Source organism: Halomonas sp. MCCC 1A11062, from assembly GCF_021404355.1.
Lineage (GTDB): Bacteria > Pseudomonadota > Gammaproteobacteria > Pseudomonadales > Halomonadaceae > Halomonas > Halomonas aerodenitrificans.
This window is the reverse complement of sequence record NZ_JABFTW010000001.1, coordinates 154,444-174,811: the sequence shown is the minus strand read 5'-3', so window position 1 is coordinate 174,811 and position 20,368 is coordinate 154,444. Positions and strand designations below refer to the sequence as shown.

19 protein-coding genes and 1 other RNA gene are annotated in these 20,368 nt (G+C 64.9%); 13 read left to right on the top strand and 7 right to left on the bottom strand.

The window, feature by feature from the left end:
- Positions 1 to 6: 6 nt before the first annotated feature.
- Positions 7 to 681 (bottom strand): ribose-5-phosphate isomerase RpiA, encoded by a 675-nt coding sequence (gene rpiA / locus HOP58_RS00830; RefSeq protein ID WP_010626023.1) that lies wholly within the window; start codon positions 679 to 681, stop codon positions 7 to 9.
- A 169-nt stretch (positions 682 to 850) separates the two neighbouring features.
- On the opposite strand from rpiA, the gene ilvA reads away from it, so the two are divergent.
- On the top strand, positions 851 to 2,365 hold the full coding sequence (gene ilvA, locus HOP58_RS00825; protein WP_234259229.1) for a threonine ammonia-lyase, biosynthetic: 1,515 nt from the start codon (positions 851 to 853) through the stop codon (positions 2,363 to 2,365).
- Positions 2,366 to 2,751: 386 nt separating this feature from the next.
- On the opposite strand, the gene HOP58_RS00820 is transcribed toward ilvA, so the two are convergent.
- The 3 genes from HOP58_RS00820 to HOP58_RS00810 all read right to left on the bottom strand — a co-directional run bounded on the left by HOP58_RS00820 (position 2,752) and on the right by HOP58_RS00810 (position 3,932).
- Positions 2,752 to 3,381: a 5-formyltetrahydrofolate cyclo-ligase gene (locus HOP58_RS00820; RefSeq protein WP_234253384.1), complete on the bottom strand. Its 630-nt coding sequence runs from the start codon at positions 3,379 to 3,381 to the stop codon at positions 2,752 to 2,754.
- Between the two features lie 9 nt (positions 3,382 to 3,390).
- Positions 3,391 to 3,575: non-coding RNA, 6S RNA (gene ssrS, locus HOP58_RS00815), on the bottom strand.
- 36 nt (positions 3,576 to 3,611) lie between these two features.
- The gene (locus HOP58_RS00810; RefSeq protein WP_234253383.1) at positions 3,612 to 3,932 is read right to left on the bottom strand and encodes a cell division protein ZapA; all 321 of its coding nucleotides are present in this window, start codon (positions 3,930 to 3,932) and stop codon (positions 3,612 to 3,614) included.
- A gap of 158 nt (positions 3,933 to 4,090) precedes the next feature.
- On the opposite strand from HOP58_RS00810, the gene HOP58_RS00805 reads away from it, so the two are divergent.
- The 4 genes from HOP58_RS00805 (at position 4,091) to HOP58_RS00790 (ending at position 8,598) form a co-directional block, all read left to right on the top strand.
- Positions 4,091 to 4,666 (top strand): YecA family protein, encoded by a 576-nt coding sequence (locus tag HOP58_RS00805; RefSeq protein WP_234259227.1) that lies wholly within the window; start codon positions 4,091 to 4,093, stop codon positions 4,664 to 4,666.
- A gap of 43 nt (positions 4,667 to 4,709) precedes the next feature.
- The gene (gene pepP, locus HOP58_RS00800; protein ID WP_234259225.1) at positions 4,710 to 6,047 is read left to right on the top strand and encodes a Xaa-Pro aminopeptidase; all 1,338 of its coding nucleotides are present in this window, start codon (positions 4,710 to 4,712) and stop codon (positions 6,045 to 6,047) included.
- A 77-nt stretch (positions 6,048 to 6,124) separates the two neighbouring features.
- Positions 6,125 to 7,336, top strand: a complete 1,212-nt coding sequence (gene ubiH / locus HOP58_RS00795) for a 2-octaprenyl-6-methoxyphenyl hydroxylase (RefSeq protein WP_234259222.1) — start codon at positions 6,125 to 6,127, stop codon at positions 7,334 to 7,336.
- Between the two features lie 14 nt (positions 7,337 to 7,350).
- Positions 7,351 to 8,598, top strand: coding sequence for a UbiH/UbiF/VisC/COQ6 family ubiquinone biosynthesis hydroxylase (locus HOP58_RS00790; RefSeq protein WP_234259220.1), 1,248 nt, complete (start codon positions 7,351 to 7,353; stop codon positions 8,596 to 8,598).
- Positions 8,599 to 8,698: 100 nt separating this feature from the next.
- On the opposite strand, the gene HOP58_RS00785 is transcribed toward HOP58_RS00790, so the two are convergent.
- From HOP58_RS00785 to gpmI, 3 genes are all read right to left on the bottom strand, one after another.
- Positions 8,699 to 9,922, bottom strand: a complete 1,224-nt coding sequence (locus tag HOP58_RS00785; RefSeq protein WP_010626031.1) for a S41 family peptidase — start codon at positions 9,920 to 9,922, stop codon at positions 8,699 to 8,701.
- A 146-nt stretch (positions 9,923 to 10,068) separates the two neighbouring features.
- Positions 10,069 to 11,211 carry a peptidoglycan DD-metalloendopeptidase family protein gene (locus HOP58_RS00780; protein WP_234259218.1) on the bottom strand — a complete coding sequence of 381 codons (1,143 nt, stop codon included), beginning with the start codon at positions 11,209 to 11,211 and terminating at the stop codon, positions 10,069 to 10,071.
- A gap of 58 nt (positions 11,212 to 11,269) precedes the next feature.
- Positions 11,270 to 12,838 (bottom strand): 2,3-bisphosphoglycerate-independent phosphoglycerate mutase, encoded by a 1,569-nt coding sequence (gene gpmI / locus HOP58_RS00775; RefSeq protein WP_234259216.1) that lies wholly within the window; start codon positions 12,836 to 12,838, stop codon positions 11,270 to 11,272.
- 293 nt (positions 12,839 to 13,131) lie between these two features.
- Between gpmI and HOP58_RS00770 the strand changes: the two genes are divergently transcribed.
- The 8 genes from HOP58_RS00770 (at position 13,132) to HOP58_RS00735 (ending at position 20,348) form a co-directional block, all read left to right on the top strand.
- Positions 13,132 to 13,554 (top strand): rhodanese-like domain-containing protein, encoded by a 423-nt coding sequence (locus HOP58_RS00770; protein ID WP_010626034.1) that lies wholly within the window; start codon positions 13,132 to 13,134, stop codon positions 13,552 to 13,554.
- Between the two features lie 41 nt (positions 13,555 to 13,595).
- Positions 13,596 to 14,120, top strand: a complete 525-nt coding sequence (gene secB / locus HOP58_RS00765) for a protein-export chaperone SecB (RefSeq protein ID WP_010626035.1) — start codon at positions 13,596 to 13,598, stop codon at positions 14,118 to 14,120.
- Between the two features lie 13 nt (positions 14,121 to 14,133).
- Positions 14,134 to 14,865, top strand: coding sequence for a 16S rRNA (uracil(1498)-N(3))-methyltransferase (locus tag HOP58_RS00760; RefSeq protein WP_234259214.1), 732 nt, complete (start codon positions 14,134 to 14,136; stop codon positions 14,863 to 14,865).
- 206 nt (positions 14,866 to 15,071) lie between these two features.
- Positions 15,072 to 15,989, top strand: coding sequence for a 5-dehydro-4-deoxyglucarate dehydratase (gene kdgD / locus HOP58_RS00755; protein WP_234259438.1), 918 nt, complete (start codon positions 15,072 to 15,074; stop codon positions 15,987 to 15,989).
- Between the two features lie 45 nt (positions 15,990 to 16,034).
- Complete coding sequence (locus HOP58_RS00750; protein ID WP_234259212.1) at positions 16,035 to 16,985, top strand: tripartite tricarboxylate transporter substrate binding protein; 951 nt, start codon at positions 16,035 to 16,037, stop codon at positions 16,983 to 16,985.
- Positions 16,986 to 17,001: 16 nt separating this feature from the next.
- Positions 17,002 to 17,520 carry a tripartite tricarboxylate transporter TctB family protein gene (locus HOP58_RS00745; RefSeq protein ID WP_234259210.1) on the top strand — a complete coding sequence of 173 codons (519 nt, stop codon included), beginning with the start codon at positions 17,002 to 17,004 and terminating at the stop codon, positions 17,518 to 17,520.
- A gap of 1 nt (position 17,521) precedes the next feature.
- The gene (locus HOP58_RS00740) at positions 17,522 to 19,009 is read left to right on the top strand and encodes a tripartite tricarboxylate transporter permease (protein ID WP_234259207.1); all 1,488 of its coding nucleotides are present in this window, start codon (positions 17,522 to 17,524) and stop codon (positions 19,007 to 19,009) included.
- Between the two features lie 13 nt (positions 19,010 to 19,022).
- Positions 19,023 to 20,348, top strand: a complete 1,326-nt coding sequence (locus HOP58_RS00735) for a glucarate dehydratase family protein (protein ID WP_234259205.1) — start codon at positions 19,023 to 19,025, stop codon at positions 20,346 to 20,348.
- Positions 20,349 to 20,368: the final 20 nt, after the last annotated feature.

Below are 20,368 nucleotides of genomic sequence, written 5' to 3'. Positions count from 1 at the left end.
TAACTGTCAGGCCGGGGTCATCCGCTCCACCCCCTGCTCAGTGCCCAGCAATAGCACGTCGGCGCCGCGGGCGGCGAACAGACCGTTGGTCACCACGCCGACGATGGCGTTGATGCGGGCCTCCATGGCCACCGGGTCGTCGATCATGAACTCGAAGCAATCGAGGATCTGATTGCCGTTGTCGGTGACCACCCCCTCGCGGTAGACCGGGTCGGCGCCCAGCTTGACCAGTTCGCGTGCGACATAGGAGCGGGCCATGGGAATCACCTCCACCGGCAGCGGGAAGGCGCCCAAGCGCTCGACCCGCTTCGAGCCGTCGGCGATGCAGATAAAGCGTTCGGCGCAGGCCGCCACGATCTTCTCGCGGGTGAGCGCCGCACCGCCGCCTTTGATCATATGAAGGTGAGCGTTCACTTCGTCTGCACCGTCGATGTAGAAAGGCACCGTGCCGACGCTGTTGAGCTCGAACACCTCGATGCCGTGGTCGCGCAGACGCTTGGCGCTGGCCTCCGAGCTGGCTACGGCGCCCTTGAAGTCGTCGCGCAGCCGCGCCAGGCGGTCGATGAACAGGTTGGCGGTGGAGCCAGTGCCGATGCCGAGAATGGTGTCGCGCTCGAGCCACGGTTCGATTTCGGCGATGGCGGCGGCGGCCACGGCGTCCTTCAGTTCGTCCTGGGTCATGTCTTGCTCGTATCAGAGTGGATGGCGGGTGCCGCGCCATTATAGGCCACGTTATGCTTCCTGCCGACGCGTTCGCTGGACGGCGAGGCGCCGAGAATGCTACCTATAGGGGTTCTCTGCAGTGCAGCACAGGCTGCCGCCCCTCTGCGCCACCCTTGGAAACGTCAGGATGCTCGAAGCTACCGTCAAGAAGATCCTCCAGGCCCACGTCTACGAAGCGGCCCGCGAAACGCCCATTTCCCCGGCCCCCTTCCTGTCACGGCGCTTCAACAACCAGATCCTGATCAAGCGCGAGGACCTGCAGCCGGTCTACTCGTTCAAGATTCGCGGCGCCTACAACAAGATGGCGCAGCTCTCCGAGGGGCAGAAGGCCAAGGGCGTGATTGCCGCCTCGGCCGGCAACCATGCCCAGGGGCTGGCCATGGCGGCCAAGCTGATGGGCGTCAAGGCAGTGATCGTCATGCCGCGCATCACCCCGGAGATCAAGGTCCAGGCGGTGCGTGCCCGGGGCGCCAAGGTGGTGCTCAAGGGCGACGCCTTCGCCGCTGCCGCCGAGCATGCCCAGGAGCTGATGGCCGAGCACGGCTACACCTACATCCCGCCCTTCGACGACATCGACGTCATCGCCGGCCAGGGCACCGTGGCGGTGGAGATCCTGCGTCAGCACACCGGGCCGCTGGATGCCATCTTCGTGCCAGTGGGCGGCGGCGGGCTGATCGCCGGGGTGGCGGCCTACGTCAAGTACCTGCGCCCGGACATCAAGGTGATCGGGGTGGAGGCCGAGGACAGCGCCTGTCTCAAGGCGGCGATGGCCGCCGGCAAGCGCGTGACGCTGGAGCAGGTCGGGGTATTCGCCGAGGGCGTGGCGGTGGCGCAGATCGGCAAGATACCGTTCAAGATCGTGCGCAACCTGATCGACGACGTCATCACCGTCAACGCCGACGAGATGTGCGCGGCGGTGAAGGACATCTTCGACGACACCCGGGCGGTATCCGAGACCTCCGGGGCGCTGTCGCTAGCCGGGCTGAAGAAGTACATCCAACAGACCGGCGTCGAGGGCCAGACCCTGCTGTGCATCAATTCGGGCGCCAACACCAACTTCGACCGCCTGCAGCACATCGCCGAGCGTACCGAGCTCGGCGAGCAGCGCGAGGCGATCCTGGCCGTGACCATTCCCGAGCGCCCCGGCAGCTTCAAGAAGTTCTGCCGCACCATCGGCAAGCGCATGGTGACCGAGTTCAACTATCGCTACGCCGACCCCGAGGAGGCGCACATCTTCGTCGGCGTGCAGGTCAAGCCGGACGGCGAGGATCGTCAGGCGGTGATCGAAAAGCTGCGTGAAGCCGGCTACCCGGTGGTCGATCTCACCGACAACGAGCTGGCCAAGCTGCACATTCGCCACCTTGGCGGCGGCCGGCCCAAGGAGCACTTCGACGAGGAGGTCTACCGCTTCGAGTTCCCCGAGCGCCCCGGGGCGCTGATGAACTTCCTCACCCACCTGCCCCAGGACTGGAACATCTCGCTGTTCCACTACCGCAACCACGGCGCTGCCTTCGGTCGCGTACTGGTCGGCATGCAGATTCCCAACGGCGATCGCTCCCACGTCGAGGAGCACTTCGACGAGATCGGCTATCGCTACTGGAAGGAGTCGGACAACGACGCCTATCGCCTGTTCATGGCCTGAGCCCGAAAAACCGTGGGGTGAGCGCTGACTTACGGCAAAGGCGAGAAGTGGCATGGGTTTCTTTTTGTAATCGTCGCTTCAAGCGGTTGTCATCAACGCCTGTCAAGCCCTATAGTCGGCGCTGTCGCGGCTACCGCCGTCACGGTTCAATCACGGGAACGTCAGGAGTTGGTAATAATGAAGCGTAAGCCCGATCTGGTCATGGCACTGGTGCTGGCCTTTGGCATTGGCGTCGTCGTCACCGGGTACGCCCAGGCACTCACAGGCGGCTGAGTCGGCAGGCAGTGCCATGATCAGATAAGCGCAGGATCCGAAAGCAATAAAACCGGTCGAAGCCAGGCTTCGGCCGGTTTTTTTACGCCCGCATTTTATAGCCTTCGCGAGGCTCAGGGGCGCACGACACGGGTATCGCTGACAATGGCGTCCAGCGGTACGTCCCAGGGCGCTGCCGGCAGGCGGTCCACCCGCTGGCAGTCGTGGGCCAGGCCGATCAGGGTCGGCCGGGGGCCAGGCCGCTGGGTGAAGGCCAGGCTGCGGTCGTAGAAGCCGCCGCCCATGCCCATGCGCTGGCCCAGGTCGTCGAAACCCACCAGCGGTAGCAGAATCAGATCCAGCGCCCAGGCCTGCATGCGGCGAGCGCGATGCGCGCCATGGCGGGTATGGGGCTCGGGAATGCCGAAGCGATTGCGCCGCATGGGCGTGCCCGGATGGTAGTGGACGAACCACAGGCTGTTGTCCGAGAGCGGCTTCAACACCGGCAGGTAAATGCGAACTCCGCGCCGATCGAGCCAGGCAATGAGCGGTCGCGGATCGATCTCGCCGTCGTTGGGCAGGTAGAGTGCGACACGCCTGGCCCGGTGCACCTCGGGCAGTCGCTTCAGGCGCTGACACAGGGCGCGATCGGCCTGCTTGCGCTGGCTTGCGCTCAGAGCCCGGCGTCGGCGTCTCAGCTCCTGGCGTAGCTCGCGACGAGAAGAGAAAGCATCGGCGCTGAGAGCGTCAATAGGAAGATTCATGGCAAGGTAAGGTTCCCCAGAATGCCGCTGTCGTTCTGGCCCTTGAACCCTTGGTTCAAGGTGGGTGGCCGCAGCCGAACCGTCAGGCTTTCCGACGCACGGACATGCACACGGGTCCGGCTAGCTAATGGCCGCCCTGGGTATTGCTCATAGGCTCGAGGGACTTCAACGACTGGCCAACACCCCAGGGAACACCTTCATCCTAACAGAGCTGCCGGGTGCGTCCAATGTCATTCGGAAGGAGTTCTGTTACCCAGGGCCGCGCCTGCCATGGCCCGCTCCAGGCGCTCGCTGAGCTGCCCCAGCTGCTGCTCCTCGTCACGCCGGGCATCCTGGATCTCGAGCAGCTCGTGGGCGATGTTCAGTGCGGCCATCAGTGCCACGTTCTCACTGGCGAGCAGATTGTTCTGCGAATGTATGCCCTGCATGGCGCGATCCAGATAGCGTGCGGCCCGCTCCAGCTTGCGCTCTTCGCCGGGGTTGCAGGCGAACACATAGTGCCTACCCAGCAGGGTCACCTGGGCGGTGGGGCGAGTGGCGTCATCGCTCATGGAGGGCTCCGGTGTCGGCTTGTCGGCCCGATGCGTTAACATCGGCGAATCAAGACACATCAATTCGATCATCCACTATAAGAGAGCCCTTCGCAGGCGGTCAACGCAGCGCCGCCGGCATCAGGCCTCTCACCGCGATTCTCAAGAGGTATCGTTGCATGTCTTCGCCCGATGAACGCCTGGATTTTTCCACCCTGGCCGATCTCTTCCTGCTTCACGGCAGCATGCAGTCGCCGGCCTTTCTCGATGGCAGGCTGTGTGCCGAGCTGGCGCTGCACGACGTCTCCGCCGAAGCCTGGCTCGAAGAGGTATGCCTGGGGCTCGGCGTCGAGCAGCCCCGCGACCGCGAGAGCGGCGAGACGCTGCTGGCCTGGCGTCGCCAGAGCCTCGACGCGCTGGTCGACAGTGGTCTCAACTACGAACCGCTACTGCCCGACGAGCTCTTCTCCCTGGCCGAACGGGCTCGGGGCCTGCAGGAGTGGACGCTCGGCTTCCTCGAGGTCATCGACGACGCCGGCGAGGCCAAGCGCGAAGGTTGGTCCCAGGCGCTGCGCGAAGCCATCGAGGACCTGACCGGGCTCGCGGTCATCGAGACCGACATCGACGACAGCGCCGAGAACGAGAACGACCTGTTCGCCTTGACCGAGCATGCGCGCATGGCCGCCATGCTGCTCTATACCGAACAGCATCCCGGTCAGCCGCAGGTGGAGCGCGGCGAGTCCACCCGGCACTGAACCCGAACCACCCCCATTCATCCGGAGCACGCAAGGAGCCACGATGCTGCCCGCCCCCCTGCCCCGCCCTGAGCCGATCGGCAACGACGAATATCGCGCCCGCCGCCAGGCGCTGATGGCGCAGCTGCCTACCGACGGCGCCGTGCTGCTGCCCGGCGCCGGCCTGGTCACCCGTTCGCGGGACAGCGATTACCCCTTCCGCCAGAACAGCGACCTTCACTACCTCTCCGGCTTTGCCGAGCCCGACGCCCTGCTGCTGCTCCTGCCGGGCCGCAGCGAAGGCGAAAGCGTGCTGTTCTGCCAGGACCGCGACCCGAGCCTCGAAGCCTGGAACGGCATTCGCCTGGGCGCCGAGGGCGCGGTGCGCGAGCTCGGGGTCGATCAAGCCTTCGAGAACGCCGAGCGCGATGAACGGCTGGAGACCCTGCTCGATGGGCGTACCAGTCTCTACCTGATGCTCGGCGACGCCGAGAGCATGGCGCTGGCCGATGAGATACGCGAGCGCCTGACCGCACGGGTGCGGCGCGGCGCCTGCCCGCCGCAGCGCTATGTCGATCTTGCTCCGCTGCTGCATGAGATGCGCCTGATCAAGAGCGAGGGCGAGCTCGCCCTGATGCGTCACGCGGCCAGGATCTCGGCGTGCGCCCATCGACGAGCGATGCTGGCCGCTCGCCCCGGCCTGGCTGAATACCATCTGCAGGCCGAGCTGGAGCACGAATTCCGCTGGCATGGCGGCAGCGGCCCGGCCTACGCCAGCATCGTGGGTGGCGGCGCCAACGCCTGTGTGCTGCACTACATCGAGAATAGCGAGCCGCTGCGTGACGGCGAACTGGTGCTGATCGACGCTGGCGTCGAGTTCGATCTCTATGCCGGCGACATCACCCGCACCTTTCCCGTCGGTGGCCGTTTCAGCGAGGCCCAGCGCGAGCTCTACGAGTTGGTGCTGGCCGCCCAGGAGCGCGCCGTGGCCGCCGTTCGCCCTGGTGCGACCCTGGTCGAGATTCATGACGGCGTGGTGCGCGACCTCACGGCCGGGCTGATCCGGCTGGGCCTGCTCCAGGGCGAAGTGGAAGCACGCATCGAGGACGAAAGCTACAAGCGCTTCTATCTGCACTCGACCTCGCACTGGCTGGGACTCGACGTGCACGACGTGGGCAGCTATCGCCTCGACGGCAAGCCGCGGCCGCTGGAAGCGGGCATGGTGCTGACGGTGGAGCCCGGGCTGTACGTGCCGGCCGATGACGACATCCCGCTGCCCTATCGTGGCATTGGCATTCGTATCGAAGACGATGTGGCGGTGACGGCCGAGGGATGCGAGGTGTTGACTGGCGATGTGCCAAAGCGGGTGGCAGATATCGAGACGTTGATGGCTAGCGAGTAACCAGTAAAGGACGTTTTCTTCATGTTATTACGTAATTTACGTTACGAAACGGCAGGCTGTAGTACGGGTCTGGCCTCATGACGGCGGTCGCTGCGCGTCAGGTGGATGTCGCCATCGTCGGCGGCGGCCTGGTGGGGGCCAGTCTGGCCTGTGCCCTGGCGCCGCTGATCGAGCGCCACGGGCTGTCGGTGGCCGTGATCGAGGCCGCTCCCATGCCCGAGCTGGCGGCCACAGCGTGGCAGCCCAGCTTCGATGCGCGCTCCAGTGCCATCGCCCAGGGCTCGGCGGAGCGCTTTCGCGCCATGGGCCTGTGGCAAGAGATGGCCGAACAGGCCGCCGCCATCCGGCGCATTCATGTCAGCGAAAGGGGGCGTCTGGGGGTGACCCGGCTCACCGCCGCCGAGCTCGATCAGCCGGCGCTGGGCTACGTACTGCCCAACGCCTGGATGGGGCAGGTGCTGCATCGACGCTTGGCCGAGCTGCCCATCGAGTGGCACTGCCCGGCCGGCGTCGAGGCGGTCGTGCCCGAGGGAGAGGGGCATCGGCTCACCCTTTCCGATGGCTGTACGCTGCAGGCGGCATTGACGGTGCTGGCCGATGGCGGCCGCTCGGGGCTCAAGGAGCAGTTGGGCATCGCCAGCGACTCGGCGTCCTACGACCAGGTGGCGCTGATCGCCAACGTCGAAGTCAGTCGCCCTCACGACGGTATCGCCTACGAGCGCTTCACCCGTGAGGGGCCCATCGCCCTGCTGCCGCTGCCGGGCCAGCAGATGGCGCTGATCTGGACCCTGCCTGCCGGGCGTGAAGCGGCCCACCTCGCGCTTGGTGACGGCGACTTCCTTGCCGAGCTGCAGCAAGCGTTCGGCGACCGCGTCGGGCGCTTCCGCCGCGTCGGCAGGCGTCACGCTTATCCGCTGAGCCTGGTCACCGCCAAGGAGACGATACGGCCCGGCCTGGCGGTGCTGGGCAACGCCGCCCACTCGCTGCACCCGGTAGCGGGGCAAGGGTTCAACCTGGCGCTGCGCGGCGTGACCGACCTGACGGCTGCGCTCGAACAGGCCTTGGCCAGCGGCGAGTCGCTGGGCGGCATGCTGACGCTGCGCGACTTCGAGGCCAGGCGCATCGTCGACCGTCATCAGGTGATTCGCTTCAGCGATGGCCTGGTACGCCTGTTCGGCATCGACAGCGGCCTGCTGGCCCACGCCCGGGCGGCCGGGCTGGTGGGGCTCAACCTGTTCGGCCCGCTGCGCCGGGGGTTGGCGCGCCGCGCCATGGGGTTGGAGAGATGAGGTTGGAGCGAGCAATGACGGAAACGGCACGGCAGCCAGCGACCCGATTCGAGGTGATCGTGGTCGGTGGCGGCATGGTAGGAGCTGCCCTGGCGGCGCTGCTGGGACAGGCGGGCATCAGCGTGGCGCTGCTCGATGCGCGCCCCGAGCCGCTGGCCGCCGAGGCGGTGGGTACGGGCAGGCCGGCGCTGCGTGTCAGCGCCCTGACGCCGATCTCCCAACGTCTGCTGGAGGGGCTCGGCGCCTGGCCGTGGATGGCGGTGCGCCGGGTGACTCCCTATCGCTTCATGCAGGTGTGGGACAGCGAGGGCAGCGGCGAGGTCAACTTCTCGGCGGAGCAGGCCGGCGTGCCGGTGCTGGGTCATATCGTCGAGAACGACGTGGTGCTGGCCGCACTGGAGCGGCGCCTGGCCGAGCTGCCCACGGTCTGCGTCGAGCTGGGCAGGCGCGTGACCGGGCTCGAAGAGGCGGGCGGTGAGCGCAGCGTACTGCTCGAGGATGGCCGCCGTCTCACGGCACCGCTGGTGGTGGCCGCCGATGGCGCCCAGTCGCCGCTGCGCGAGATGGCGGGCATCGCCGTGGATGCCCGCGACACCGGTCATGTGGCGGTGGTCACGACGGTGCGTACCCAACTGGGGCATGGCGGCGTGGCGCGCCAGGTGTTCCGCGACAGCGGCCCGCTGGCGTTCCTGCCGCTGACTATCGACGGCGACGCGCACTACTGCTCGATCGTCTGGTCGACTACCCCCGAGGAAGCCGAGCGGCTCACAGGGCTCGATGCCAAGACGCTGGGGCAGGCTCTCGAGGTCGCCTTCGAGGCGCGCCTGGGAGCGGTGGAGGTCGTCGATCGGGCAGTGTCGGTGCCGCTTACCCAGCGTCACGCACAAGATTACGTGCAGCCCGGCTTCGCCCTGGTGGGCGATGCGGCGCACAGCATTCACCCGCTGGCGGGCCAGGGCGTCAATCTGGGATTGATGGATGTGGCGGTGCTGGCCGAAGAGCTCGTCACGGCGCGGCGGCGCGGCATCGACCTGGGCGAGCCGCGCATGCTGGCGCGCTATGCGCGGCGTCGGCGCGGCGACAATAGCGCCATGCTGGCGCTGATGGATGGCTTCCGGCTGCTGTTCGGAACGCGTCACCCGCTGGTGACGATGTCCCGTAACCTGGGACTTTCCGGGGTCGACCGGCTGGTGCCGATCAAGCGCCTGCTGATGCGTCAGGCCATCGGCGAGCGGGGGCGGTTACCGGCCTCCTGCCGTTAGACCATGAATGATGGGGAGCCGGCAAGTGCAGCCGGCTCCCTGCGGTCCGTTCAAGCATCAGTCCATTCAACCGCCAGCCCGTTCAGCTATCAGCAATGGCCTAGCGGCGCTCGAGTACGTTGAGCGCCTTCAGCAGATTGAGTGCTTCGCCGAGTTGGTAGTCCTCGCGCAGCCGCTCGCTCATTTCCTGGGTCATGGCCCGCGGCTCGCTGCGCGAGCGCAGATGGCCTTCCAGGTCCGCTTCACGCAGCTGGCGGCTGCTCTCGGTTACTTCCAGGCGGCCGCGCACCACCCTGACGTCGGGCTCGATGCCCATAGCCTGGATCGAGCGGCCGTTGGGCGTGTAGTAGAGCGCCGTGGTCAGCTTCAGCCCTTCACCGTTGCCCAACGGCATCACCTGCTGCACCGAGCCCTTGCCGAAGCTCTCGGTGCCCATGATCACGCCGCGGCGCTGGTCCTGCAGCGCGCCGGCGACGATTTCCGCGGCGGAGGCGCTGCCGCCGTTGATCAGAACCACGAGGGGTACGTCGGGGGCGGCCGTCTCGCGGCTGGCGGAGAAGCGCATCTGGGTGTCCGGCAGGCGCCCTTCGGTGTAGACCACCAAGCCGCTCTGCAGGAAGGCGTCGGCCACGGCGACGGCGGCCTGCAGTACGCCGCCCGGGTTGTTACGCAGATCGAGCACCAGGCCCTGCAGCGGGCCGTCGCGCTCCATTCGGCGAATGGCGTTGTTGACCTGCTCGCCGCTGCGGCTCTGGAATTGGCTGACCCGCAGGTAGCCGTAGCCTGGCTCCAGCATCTCGCTGCGCACGCTTTCGGTGCGAATGATTTCGCGGGTCAGGGTGACGTCGAGAGGCGCCTCCTGGCCGCTGCGCAGGATGTTCAGGCGAATCTGGCTGCCGGGCTCGCCGCGCATCAGCGTCACCGACTCCTGCAGCGACAGTCGTTCGGTGGGGTTGCCGTCGATCTCCAGAATCACGTCGCGGGCCTGCAGGCCCGCGCGGGAAGCGGGCGTGTCGTCGATCGGCGTGATGATCGTCAGACGCCCCTCTTCCAGGCCGACCTCGATGCCGATACCGCCGAACTCGCCTTCGGTGGATTCGCGCAGGCTCTGGAATTCGCTCCGGTCGAGGTAGGCGGAGTGAGGATCGAGTTCGCTGAGCATGCCGCGCATGGCGTTGCGCAGAAGGGTGCTGTCGTCCACCTCTTCCACGTAGGCGCGCTTGATGCGTTCGAACACCTCGGCGAAGGTCTGGATGTCCTCCAGCGGCAGCTCGTCCACGGGAGAGGACTGGGCAAGGGCCGGCGGGGCGGCCAGGGCCAGCATCAACAGCGTTGCCGACGCTAGCGCGCTCATCGTTCGGCTGGCGGCGGAAGGTCGGCGGGCGGTACGTGAAGACATGCTAACTCCGCTGTTACGAGGCGAGGCTGTCCAGCATAGCCCGTGGCCAGGAGCTTGTGAAACACCACGGGTCATCTTCGTGCCATCCAGGCCTGGGGGTCGATGGGGTCGCCGTTGCGGCGGACTTCGAAGTAGAGGGCCGGCGAGGTGTGGCCGCCACTGTTGCCCACCGCGCCGAGCGTGTCGCCGCGTGAGACGGCTCGGCCGACTTGGGCGTCGAAGCGCTGCAGATGGGCATACAGCGTCATCACGTTGTCGCCGTGGTCGATGATCAGCAGATTGCCGAAGCCGCGCATCCAATCGGCGAAGACCACTCGACCGGCATGCACGGCTGCCACCGGCGTGCCCTCGCGGGCTTCGATCAGGATGCCGTTGTAGTGCACGCCGTCGCCGCGCCGGTAGTTCGAGGTCACGTTGCCCTGCACCGGCCAGGGCAGGTCGCCGCGGGTGCGCTCGATGGCGGTGGAGGGCGGTGGGCGCTGCATGCGGGCGAGTTCCTCGCGCACCCGTTCGAGCACCCGCTCCGCCTCGCCGCGGTCACGGTCGAGGCGTGCCATGCGCGACTGCTCGTCGCTGTAGCGCTCGCCCAACTCCGCCACCAGACGCTCACGATCTGCCATGCGCTCGGCCAGCTCGCTGCTGCGGGTTTCCAGCTCGTCGGCCAGGGCGTCGAGCTGCCGACCGCGGGCCTCCCGCTCGCGTCGATTCTCGGCCAGTTCGGCATCGAGGCGGGCGATCTCGTCGAGGCGCTCGTTGCGCGCCCGGGCCAGATGGTTGAGGTAGGTCTGCAGGCGGTCGAGGCGGGCCGGATCATCCTGGTTGAGCAGCAGTTTCAGCTGCGGTGTGAGCCCCAGGCGATAGAGGGCATCGAGCTGGGCATTGAGCATCTCGACCTGTTCGGCCCGCTCGACTTGCAGCTCGTCGCGGGCGGACTCCAGCGCGGCAAGCTCGTCGGCGAGGCTGCGACGGTCGGCCTGGATGCCGTCCAGCCGGCGGTGGGTCTCGCCGAGCGCCGTCTCCACCTGGCGCAATTCGCGGTTGGCCTCGTCCTGGGCCTCACGGGTCTGGCCCAGGCGCCGACTTAGCGCCTGGATCTCGCTGCCGATGGCGTCGAGACGCTCCTGGGCCTCACGTTCGCTGGGCTGGGCCTGTGCGCCGGCCAGCCCCGGCCCGAGCCAGGCCAGGCCCGACAGCAGGAGCAGGATGGCGGTCAAGGCCCGTCGCGGTTGCCGTCGGGCTCGCCTCATGGCCGGTGGTGCTCGCAGACGATGATCATGCCGGCTCGATCAGCACCCGACCGCTCATCTCCTCGGGAATCGGCTGGCGCATCATGGTCAGCAGCGTCGGCGCGATGTCGCACAGGCGGCCGTCGTCGAGCAGCGTCACGGCGTCGGGGCCGACGTAGATCAGCGGCACCTCGAAGGTGGTGTGGGCGGTCTGGGCCACGCCGGTGGCGGGGTTGACCATCTGCTCGGCGTTGCCGTGGTCGGCGGTGATCAGGCCGGCGCCGCCGGCGCGCTCGATGGCTTCCACCACCCGGCCGACGCAGGCGTCCACCGCCTCGATGGCTTTCACCGCGGCGTCGAAGTCGCCGGTATGGCCGACCATGTCGCCGTTGGCGTAGTTGCACACGATCAGGTCGTAGCGGCCCGAGTCGATCGCCTCCACCAGGCGGTCGGTCACTTCCACGGCGCTCATCTCGGGCTTCTCGTCGTAGGTCTTGACGTCCTGGGGCGAGGGCACCAGCACGCGGGTCTCGCCTTCGAACTCGGCCTCGCGGCCGCCGGAGAAGAAGAAGGTGACGTGGGCGTACTTCTCGGTCTCTGCGATGCGCAGCTGGGTCAGGCCGCGCTGCTCCATCACTTCGCCCAGGGTGTTGTGCAGGTCCGACGGCGGGAAGGCGGCCGGGGCGGGAATGTCGGCGGCGTACTGGGTCAGGGTGACCAGGCTGCCGCCGGCAAGCCGCGGGCACACGCGGCGCTCGAAGCCGCTGAAGCCGTCCTCGACGAAGGCACGGGTCAGCTCGCGGGCGCGGTCAGCACGGAAGTTCATGAAGATGGCGGCATCGCCGTCGGCGATGCTGGCCGGCCCCTGCTCGGTGTGGATCACGGTGGCCGAGACGAACTCGTCGTTCTCGCCGCGCTCGTAGGCGTCGCGCAGCCCCTGCTCGGCGCTGGAGGCCTCGAATTCGCCGACGCCCTCGGTGAGCAGCCGGTAGGCCTTCTCGACGCGGTCCCAGCGGTTGTCGCGGTCCATGGCGAAGTAGCGGCCGACGATGGAGGCGACGAAGCCGTTGTCGGCGCCGACCAGCTCGGAGAGGCGCGCGTTGGTGCGCTCGATGGAGGCCAGAGCGCTGCGCGGCGCGGTATCGCGGCCGTCGAGGAAGCCGTGCACGTAGATGCGCTGGGCACCGCGGCGGGCGGCCAGCTCGGCCATGGCCAGGATGTGATCCTCGTGGCTGTGCACGCCGCCCGGCGAGAGCAGGCCCAGCAGGTGCACGGCGCGACCGGCGCTCACCGCGGCATCGATGGCGTCGGTCAGGGCGGGAATGAGGTCGAGATCGCCATCCTCGATCGCCTTGGAGATGCGGGTGAGCTCCTGATAAACGACTCGCCCTGCGCCCAGGTTCATGTGCCCCACCTCGGAGTTGCCCATCTGCCCCTCGGGCAGGCCCACGTACTTGCCGTCGGTATGCAGCAGCGCGTGGGGCTGCTGCTGCCACAGGCGGTCCATGTTGGGCGTGTGCGCGGCGGCCACGGCGTTGTCGGTGGGGTCGGGGTTGTGGCCGTAGCCATCGAGAATGATCAGCGCAACGGGGCGTGGGGCGGTCTGAGTCGTCATCGGGGTAATGAGCCTCTTGAGCGTGGTGGGCGCGACAGCGGGCCGTCCGGGAGGCTGTCCGCGCCGGTCGGGCTAGGTAGTGAAGAGCGCGGCGAGACAGGCTCCTGGACGACGGGGGTCGCGACTTGAGTCGGCTTGCGGCATCATAACGCACGGTCAGGCGAGCGTCATGACCCCGACACGTTGGCGGCGGCGTTGCCGCGGGGCATTGCCGCATGGTGTATACTCTCGCCTTCCGGGTGCCCTACCCTACCGATATTCTCGCTATTTCCGACAAAGAGTGTGCCGGACCCATGATCGATCAGCTGTTCGAATTCGTGCAGAATCACCCGCTTCTGGTGGGCGCCTTCCTCATGGTGCTGACCGCCTGGATCATCTACGAGGTCCGCAACAGTGCCGCCAGCGGCGTGACGTCCACCCAGGCGACCCAACTGATCAACCGTGAGGATGCCGTCGTGGTCGATACCCGCGAGGCGGGCGACTTCAAGGCCGGCCATATCGCCGGGGCGCGCAACATTCCCCAGAGCAAGGTCGACGAGCGCATGAAGGAGCTGGAAAAGCTCAAGGACAAGCCGATCATCGTGGTGTGCAAGAGCGGTCAGTCTTCCGGCATCACCGTGGCCAAGCTGGCCAAGGCCGGCTTCACCCGGGTCTTCAAGCTCAGGGGCGGCATGATGCAGTGGCAGGCCGACGGCCTGCCGATGGTCAAGAAATAGCCAACACACAAGACGCAAGAGAACGCAAAAGGAATCTTCCCATGGCCGAAGAGAACAGCCAGAACGCCGCCGGCGGCAACCAGGCCGCCGCCGACCAGCAGAAGCAGCAGCTTCAGTTCGCCGTGCAGCGCATCTACGTCAAGGACATCTCCTTCGAGGCGCCCAACTCGCCGGCGGTCTTTCAGCAGCCGTTCAAGCCCAAGGTCGGTCTGGATCTGAACACCAGCAGCCGCAAGGTCGGCGAGGATCTCTACGAGGTCTCGATCAAGGTGACCGCCCAGGTGCGTCACAGCGAGGAAGGCACCACCTCCTTCCTGGCCGAGATCGAGCAGGCCGGCCTGTTCCGCATCAGTGGCATCGAGGGTGCCCAGCTCGAGCACACCCTGGGTGCCTTCTGCCCCAACGTGCTGTTCCCCTACGCCCGCGAGTGCATCGACAATCTGGTCAACCGCGGCGGTTTCCCGCCCCTGATGCTGGCGCCGGTCAACTTCGAGGCGATCTTCGCCCAGAAGAAGAAGCGCGAGGCCGAGCAGGCCCAGCAGCAGGGCGAGCAGACCACCCAGTAAGGACAGGCTCGCCGTGTCTTCAGCGCCACGCATTCACGTCGCCGCCGACTTTACCGTCGGCGGCGACGTCGTTCTGCCCGAAGGGCCGGCGCACCACCTGGCTCGGGTATTGCGCCTTAGCGAGGGCGCGCCGGTGCGCCTGTTCGACGGTGCCGGCCTGGAGGCCCGGGCGGTGCTGGTCGAGGCCGGGCGCAAGCGCGTGGTGGCCCGCGTGGAGGCCGTCGAGGCGGGGCGCGGAGAGTCGCCGCTGGCGGTGCACCTGGGCCAGGCGATCTCCAAGGGCGACCGCATGGACTACGCCGTACAGAAGGCCGTCGAGCTGGGCGTGGCCGCCATCACCCCGCTCTATACCGAGCACGGTGACGTGCGCCTCAAGGGCGAGCGCGAAGCGAAGAAGCTGGCCCACTGGCAGGCGGTGGCCGTGAGCGCCTGCGAGCAGTGCGGTCGTGCCGTGGTGCCCGCCGTGCATCCGCCGAGGCCGCTGGCCGAATGGCTCGACCAGCGCCACGAGGCGCTGCGGCTGGTGCTGCATCCGGGCATGGAAAGGGCGCTCGAACAGGTCGACACGCCCGTCGATGCCGCGCTGCTGATCGGCCCCGAAGGCGGGCTCGCCGAGGCCGAAGTCGAAAGCGCCAAGGCCGCCGGCTTCGCCCCGCTCACCCTCGGTCCGCGCATCCTGCGCACCGAAACCGCGCCGGTGGTGGCGCTGTCGCTGCTGCAGCACCGCTTCGGCGATCTGAGCTGAAGTTCTTTTGATTGACACGATGTATTCGAATTAACAACGCTTTTTAGACTTTGGTCTATTTTTTTGCATTTTGTCTTGCAGGGCAGAGAGCAGGTTATTAGCTTGTCAGTTGTATGATGTATGACAACAAACGTGATCGGTCGTCCCAAGCTCGTACGCCAGCGGATCCATAGCCGGCGATGCGTGCAACCGAAGAGGAAGAGTTCGTGAAATTTTCCAGAGCAGCTGTGGTACACGCCGTAGGTGATGGATTGCTGTCGTTTCCCATTACTGATTTCGATAGCGAAGGACGCTTCGATGCGGAAAGCTATCGTCGTCGTCTGGAGTGGTTCATTAGCCACGATATCTCGGCCGTCTTCGTCGCGGGAGGCACTGGAGAGTTCTTCAACCTCTCGCTCGATGAGTATCGTGAGATCGTGCGGGTGGCCGTCAAAGCGGTTGATGGCAAGCTGCCGGTGATCGCCAGCGCTGGTTTGAGCGTCGAGAGTGGCAAGGCCTTCACCAAGGTGGCCGAAGAAGAGGGCGCCGACGGCATCCTGCTGATGCCGCCTTACCTGACCGAGTGCCCACAGGATGGCCTGGTCGAGTATGCCCGGCAGATCTGCGATTCCACCTCGATCAATGTCATCTATTACAACCGCGGCAACGGCATCCTCGATGCCGACTCGGTGCAGGCGCTGGCGAACCAGTGTCCGAACCTGATCGGCCTGAAGGATGGCAAGGGCGATATCCAGGCGCTGAACAAGATCATCAAGACCATCGGCGATCGTCTGGTCTATGTGGGTGGCGTGCCCACCGCCGAGATATTCGCCGAGGCCTACCTCGCCATTGGCGTGAATACCTACTCATCCGCCGTGTTCAACTTCGTACCCGACATGGCGGTGAAGTTCTACCAGGAACTCCGCAAGGGAAACCGTGAGGTCGTCAAACGGATCACCAACGACTTCTTCATTCCTTTCGTGGATCTCAGGGATCGGAAAGCAGGTTATGCGGTTAGCCTGATCAAGGCAGGCGCCGAGATCATCGAACGTCCGGCCGGCAAGGTGCGGGCACCGTTGACCATGCCGACTTCCGAAGAGCGCCAGCAGCTAGAGAGGCTGGTGAATATTGCGAAGCAGTTATAAAGACACAACGCTGCAACAACACGCATAGCATCACGAGGTATAAACATGAAAAAGACAATGATCACACTTTCCCTCGCCGTGGTCGCTACGGGTGTCGCAATGACTTCCACGGCAGCCGACAGCTATCCAGAACGCAGCATCGAATTCATTGTGCCCTATGGACCGGGCGGTGGCTCCGACAATGTCGTTCGCGCGCTCCAGCCGAAAATCGAAGAGGCCTTGGGTGGCACCCTGGTGATTCGCAACATCTCAGGCGGGGGTGGTGCCGTTGGCTATAACCGTGCCGTCAATGCCGCGCCCGATGGTTATACCGTGACCACGCCGAACAATGCGAACTTCACACTTGAAGGCCTGGGCAACGTCGACTTCACCTATGGTGATTTCGAGTACATTGCTCGTGTTGTGGTTGAGCCATACATCCTGGCGGTTCGTCAGAATGATGACTGGACCGATTTCGAGTCACTGATGGAGTCGATCGAGGCGGGAAACCGGTTATCTGTAGGCTTCGCTGGCGTCGGCTCCTCGACCCATGTCACGGCAGTGGCTATCGGTGAAGAGCTGGGAGTCGACTTCAACTTCATTCCCTTCGATGGTGGTTCGGCTGCTGTGTCAGCGGCCATGGGCGGCCATGTGGATGCGGTTGTGCTCAACCCCAACGAGATCCTGTCCGCCGTGGAGGGAGGGCGACTCAGTCCCATGCTCTCTACCGGTGAGGACCGCAGCGACATTTTCCCAGATACTCCGACCATGGTCGAGCTGGGCTACGAACTCGAGCTGAACCAGTGGCGTGGCATAGCTGCACCCAAGGGCATCAGCCAAGAAGTCAAGGATAAGTGGGTCGAAGCCGTCAAGCATGCCGTCGAGGATCCAGCTTTCCAGAGGTTTGCCCTTGAAGGGGGCTCCGAGGTAATGCCGTTGTATGGGGATGATTTGGATGAGTTCGTTCGCCGTACGGCTGACCTCATGATTCCCATCGCCCAAAGCGTTCAGGAATAACCTAAAAGGTTCTTTTATGAACAGGCCTGTCAGTGAAATTGTGGTTCACCTGGTGCTGATGGGCCTTGCGGGATACTTCCTCGTCGAGTCCTTCTCGATACGTGGAAGCGCCGGCGGCGGTAGTCTGCCGCCGGCCTTTTTCCCCAAGGCGATCTGCACGCTTCTCCTGGTGCTTTTGAGTGTCTCTCTGCTCAAGCTGATTTATGCAATGGTCAAGCATAAGGAAGGTGGCGTAGAAATGACTTTCTCTCGGAACGCGATCATCCCTGTTGTCAGCTGGGCCGTGGTTTTCTCTCTGCTTGTCCTCTATGCCGTGGTGCTGGAATCTCTAGGTTATGTAATGTCGACAGCACTGCTGGTGTTTAGTGTGGTGGGCACTCTGGTGATTTTGAGCCCCGGCGATGAAAGCGGGATATCGGCCAAGGGTATCGCCAAGCTAGGCGCATTTTCGCTAATCGTGTCTCTTTCGATCTTTTTCCTGTTTAGCCAAGGGTTCGGCATCATCCTGCCAACCCTTGGCGTGATGGGGGTATAACATGGCGGATTATCTAGACGCCTTTGGGCTGGTGTTTCAGGGCTATGTCCTACTGGCCATCGCTGGCGGCACCCTGCTCGGACTCATCATGGGGGCCTTGCCTGGCCTGACGGCAGCCATGGCCATTGCGCTACTGCTGCCCCTGACCTTCGGCATGCCGCCGGTGATGGGCATCGGTATGCTACTGGGCACCCTCTGCGGTGCCATCGCCGGCGGCTCCGTGTCGGCTACGCTGCTCAATATACCCGGTACGCCGTCTTCGGTGGCGACGACCCTGGACGCCTTCCCCATGGCACGCAAGGGGCAAGCGGGTCGTGCCTTGGGCATCGCCATCGTTGCCTCCTTCCTTGGGGGGATCTTCAGTGCCCTGGTACTGAGCGTGCTGGCTCCCCCCATCGCGGAATTTGCACTGCGTTTCGGTGCAGCTGAATATTTCGCGCTGAGTATCTTTGGACTGGTGATCATAGCCTCGGTGGCCAAGAGTCTGATCAAAGGGTTGGTGGCCGGGATGATCGGCCTGCTGTTGGCTACCGTCGGCACCGACCCTATTGCCGGGGTCACGCGTTTTACCTATGGCAATCCTTCTCTTCTGACGGGTATCAATCTGCTACCAGCGCTGATAGGCCTCTTTGCGGTATCCCAGGTACTGGCCGATGTCGTCGACTACTTCAAGACGGAGAAGGCTGACACATCCAAGACAAAGCTGGACAAGGCGGCGCCACGTTGGCTGGAGGTGCTAAGAAGCTGGAAAGTGCTTATCTCCAGTTCCATCATTGGCACTATCGTGGGTGCGATTCCCGGGGCTGGCGGTAGCATCGCCTCCTTCCTCTCCTACGACCAAGCCAAGAAGATGTCCAAGACGCCCGAGAAGTTCGGGACCGGGCACCCCGAGGGCATAGTGGCCTCCGAGTCCTCCAATAACTCACTGGTGGGCGGCTCGCTGATTCCAATGCTGACGCTTGGCGTGCCCGGCGAGGCGGCAACAGCCGTACTGATGGGGGGGTTGATGATCCAGGGGATTCGCCCCGGGCCCACGCTCTTCGCCGAGCAGGGGGCGATCATCTACGGAATTTTCATTGCCTTTTTCGTCGCCAATATCTTCATGTTGATGTTTCAGTGGTTTGGCATCCGGCTCTTCGTCAAGGTACTGCAGATTCCGCGTAAGTTACTGATGGCGATGATCCTGGTGTTCTGTGTGATCGGTGTCTATGCCGTCGATTCCGACATCTTCAATGTCTATCTGATGCTCGGTTTCGGCGTGCTCGGCTATTTCCTCAACAAGTATGGCTTCGGTACGGCACCGGTCATCCTGGGGCTGATCCTGGGCCCCATCGCTGAGTCCAATCTACGTCGGGCACTGCTGATGTCAGGAGGGGACTGGTCGGTCTTTGTGACCCGTCCCATTAGTCTGACGTTCCTGGCCGTTGCCCTGATCTTCCTGGTCTTCACCTATTGGCAGAACACCCGCCACAAGACTTTATTGACCTAACGAGAGGTGATCCATGTTTCCTTCGATCAAGAGCATGCGTGTGGTCCCGGTAGCCGGCTACGATGGCTTCTTGTTGAACCTCAGCGGCGGGCACGCCCCCTGGTTCATTCGCTGCGTGGTGATTCTCGAGGACGACGCCGGCAACCAGGGCGTCGGCGAAATCCCCGCCAGCACCGGCATCCTCAAGGGGTTGGAGCAGTGCCGCTCCCTGGTGGTGGGCTCGCGGATCAACGATATCAAGCAGACCCTGAACCAGTTGCGCCTATTGCTGGCTCAGAACGGTCGTGAGGAGCGCGGTCGCCAGACCTTCGATCTGCGTGTGGCGGTGCATGTAATCACCGGTATTGAGTCGGCCCTGTTCGACCTCTATGGTCAGGCGCTGCAGATGCCGGTAGCTGACTTGCTGGGTCAGTACGGTCGCCAGCGCGATGAGGTCGAAGCCTTGGGCTATCTGTTCCTTCTCGGAGACCCCGCCAAGACGGATCTGCCCTATCCCAAGACGGAAAATCCGCAGGATGCCTGGGACGAGGTGCGCTACCGCGAGGCGCTGACGCCCGAGGCGGTGGCCGACCTGGCCAAGGCGGCCTATGAGCGCTATGGCTTCAAGGACTTCAAGCTCAAGGGTGGTGTGCTACGCGGTGAGGAGGAAGCGGAGTGCATCCGTGCACTGCACGATGCCTTCCCCGAGGCACGGCTGACGCTCGACCCCAACGGCGCCTGGAAGCTCGACGAGGCAGTACGGGTCCTCGATCCTATCAAGCACCTGCTCAGTTATGCCGAGGATCCTTGCGGCCAGGAGGAGGGCTACTCCGGTCGCGAGACCATGGCCGAGTTCAAGAAGCGCACCGGACTGCCTACCGCGACCAATATGATCGCCACCGATTTCAAGCAGCTGCAGTATGCCGTTCAGCTCAACTCGGTGGATATCCCTCTGGCAGACTGCCATTTCTGGACCATGCAGGGCGCTGTGGCGGTTGGCGAGCTGTGCAACGAGTGGGGCATGACCTGGGGCTCGCACAGTAACAACCACTTCGATATTTCGCTTGCCATGATGACCCATGTGGCCGCGGCTTGCCCCGGCGAGATCACGGCCATCGATACTCATTGGATCTGGCAGGATGGCCAGCGAATCACCAAGAATCCGTTCGCGATCCGCGATGGCAAGCTGAGCGTGCCGAAGGTGCCGGGTCTAGGGGTCGAGCTGGACGAGGAGAAGCTGATGGAGGCGCATCGTCTGTATCAGAGCCTCGACGTGACACAGCGCAACGATGCCATGGCCATGCAGTACCTGATTCCCGGCTGGGAGTTCGACCCCAAGAGGCCGGCTCTCGTCCGCTAGCCCCTGGCCGAGCTAGCCTG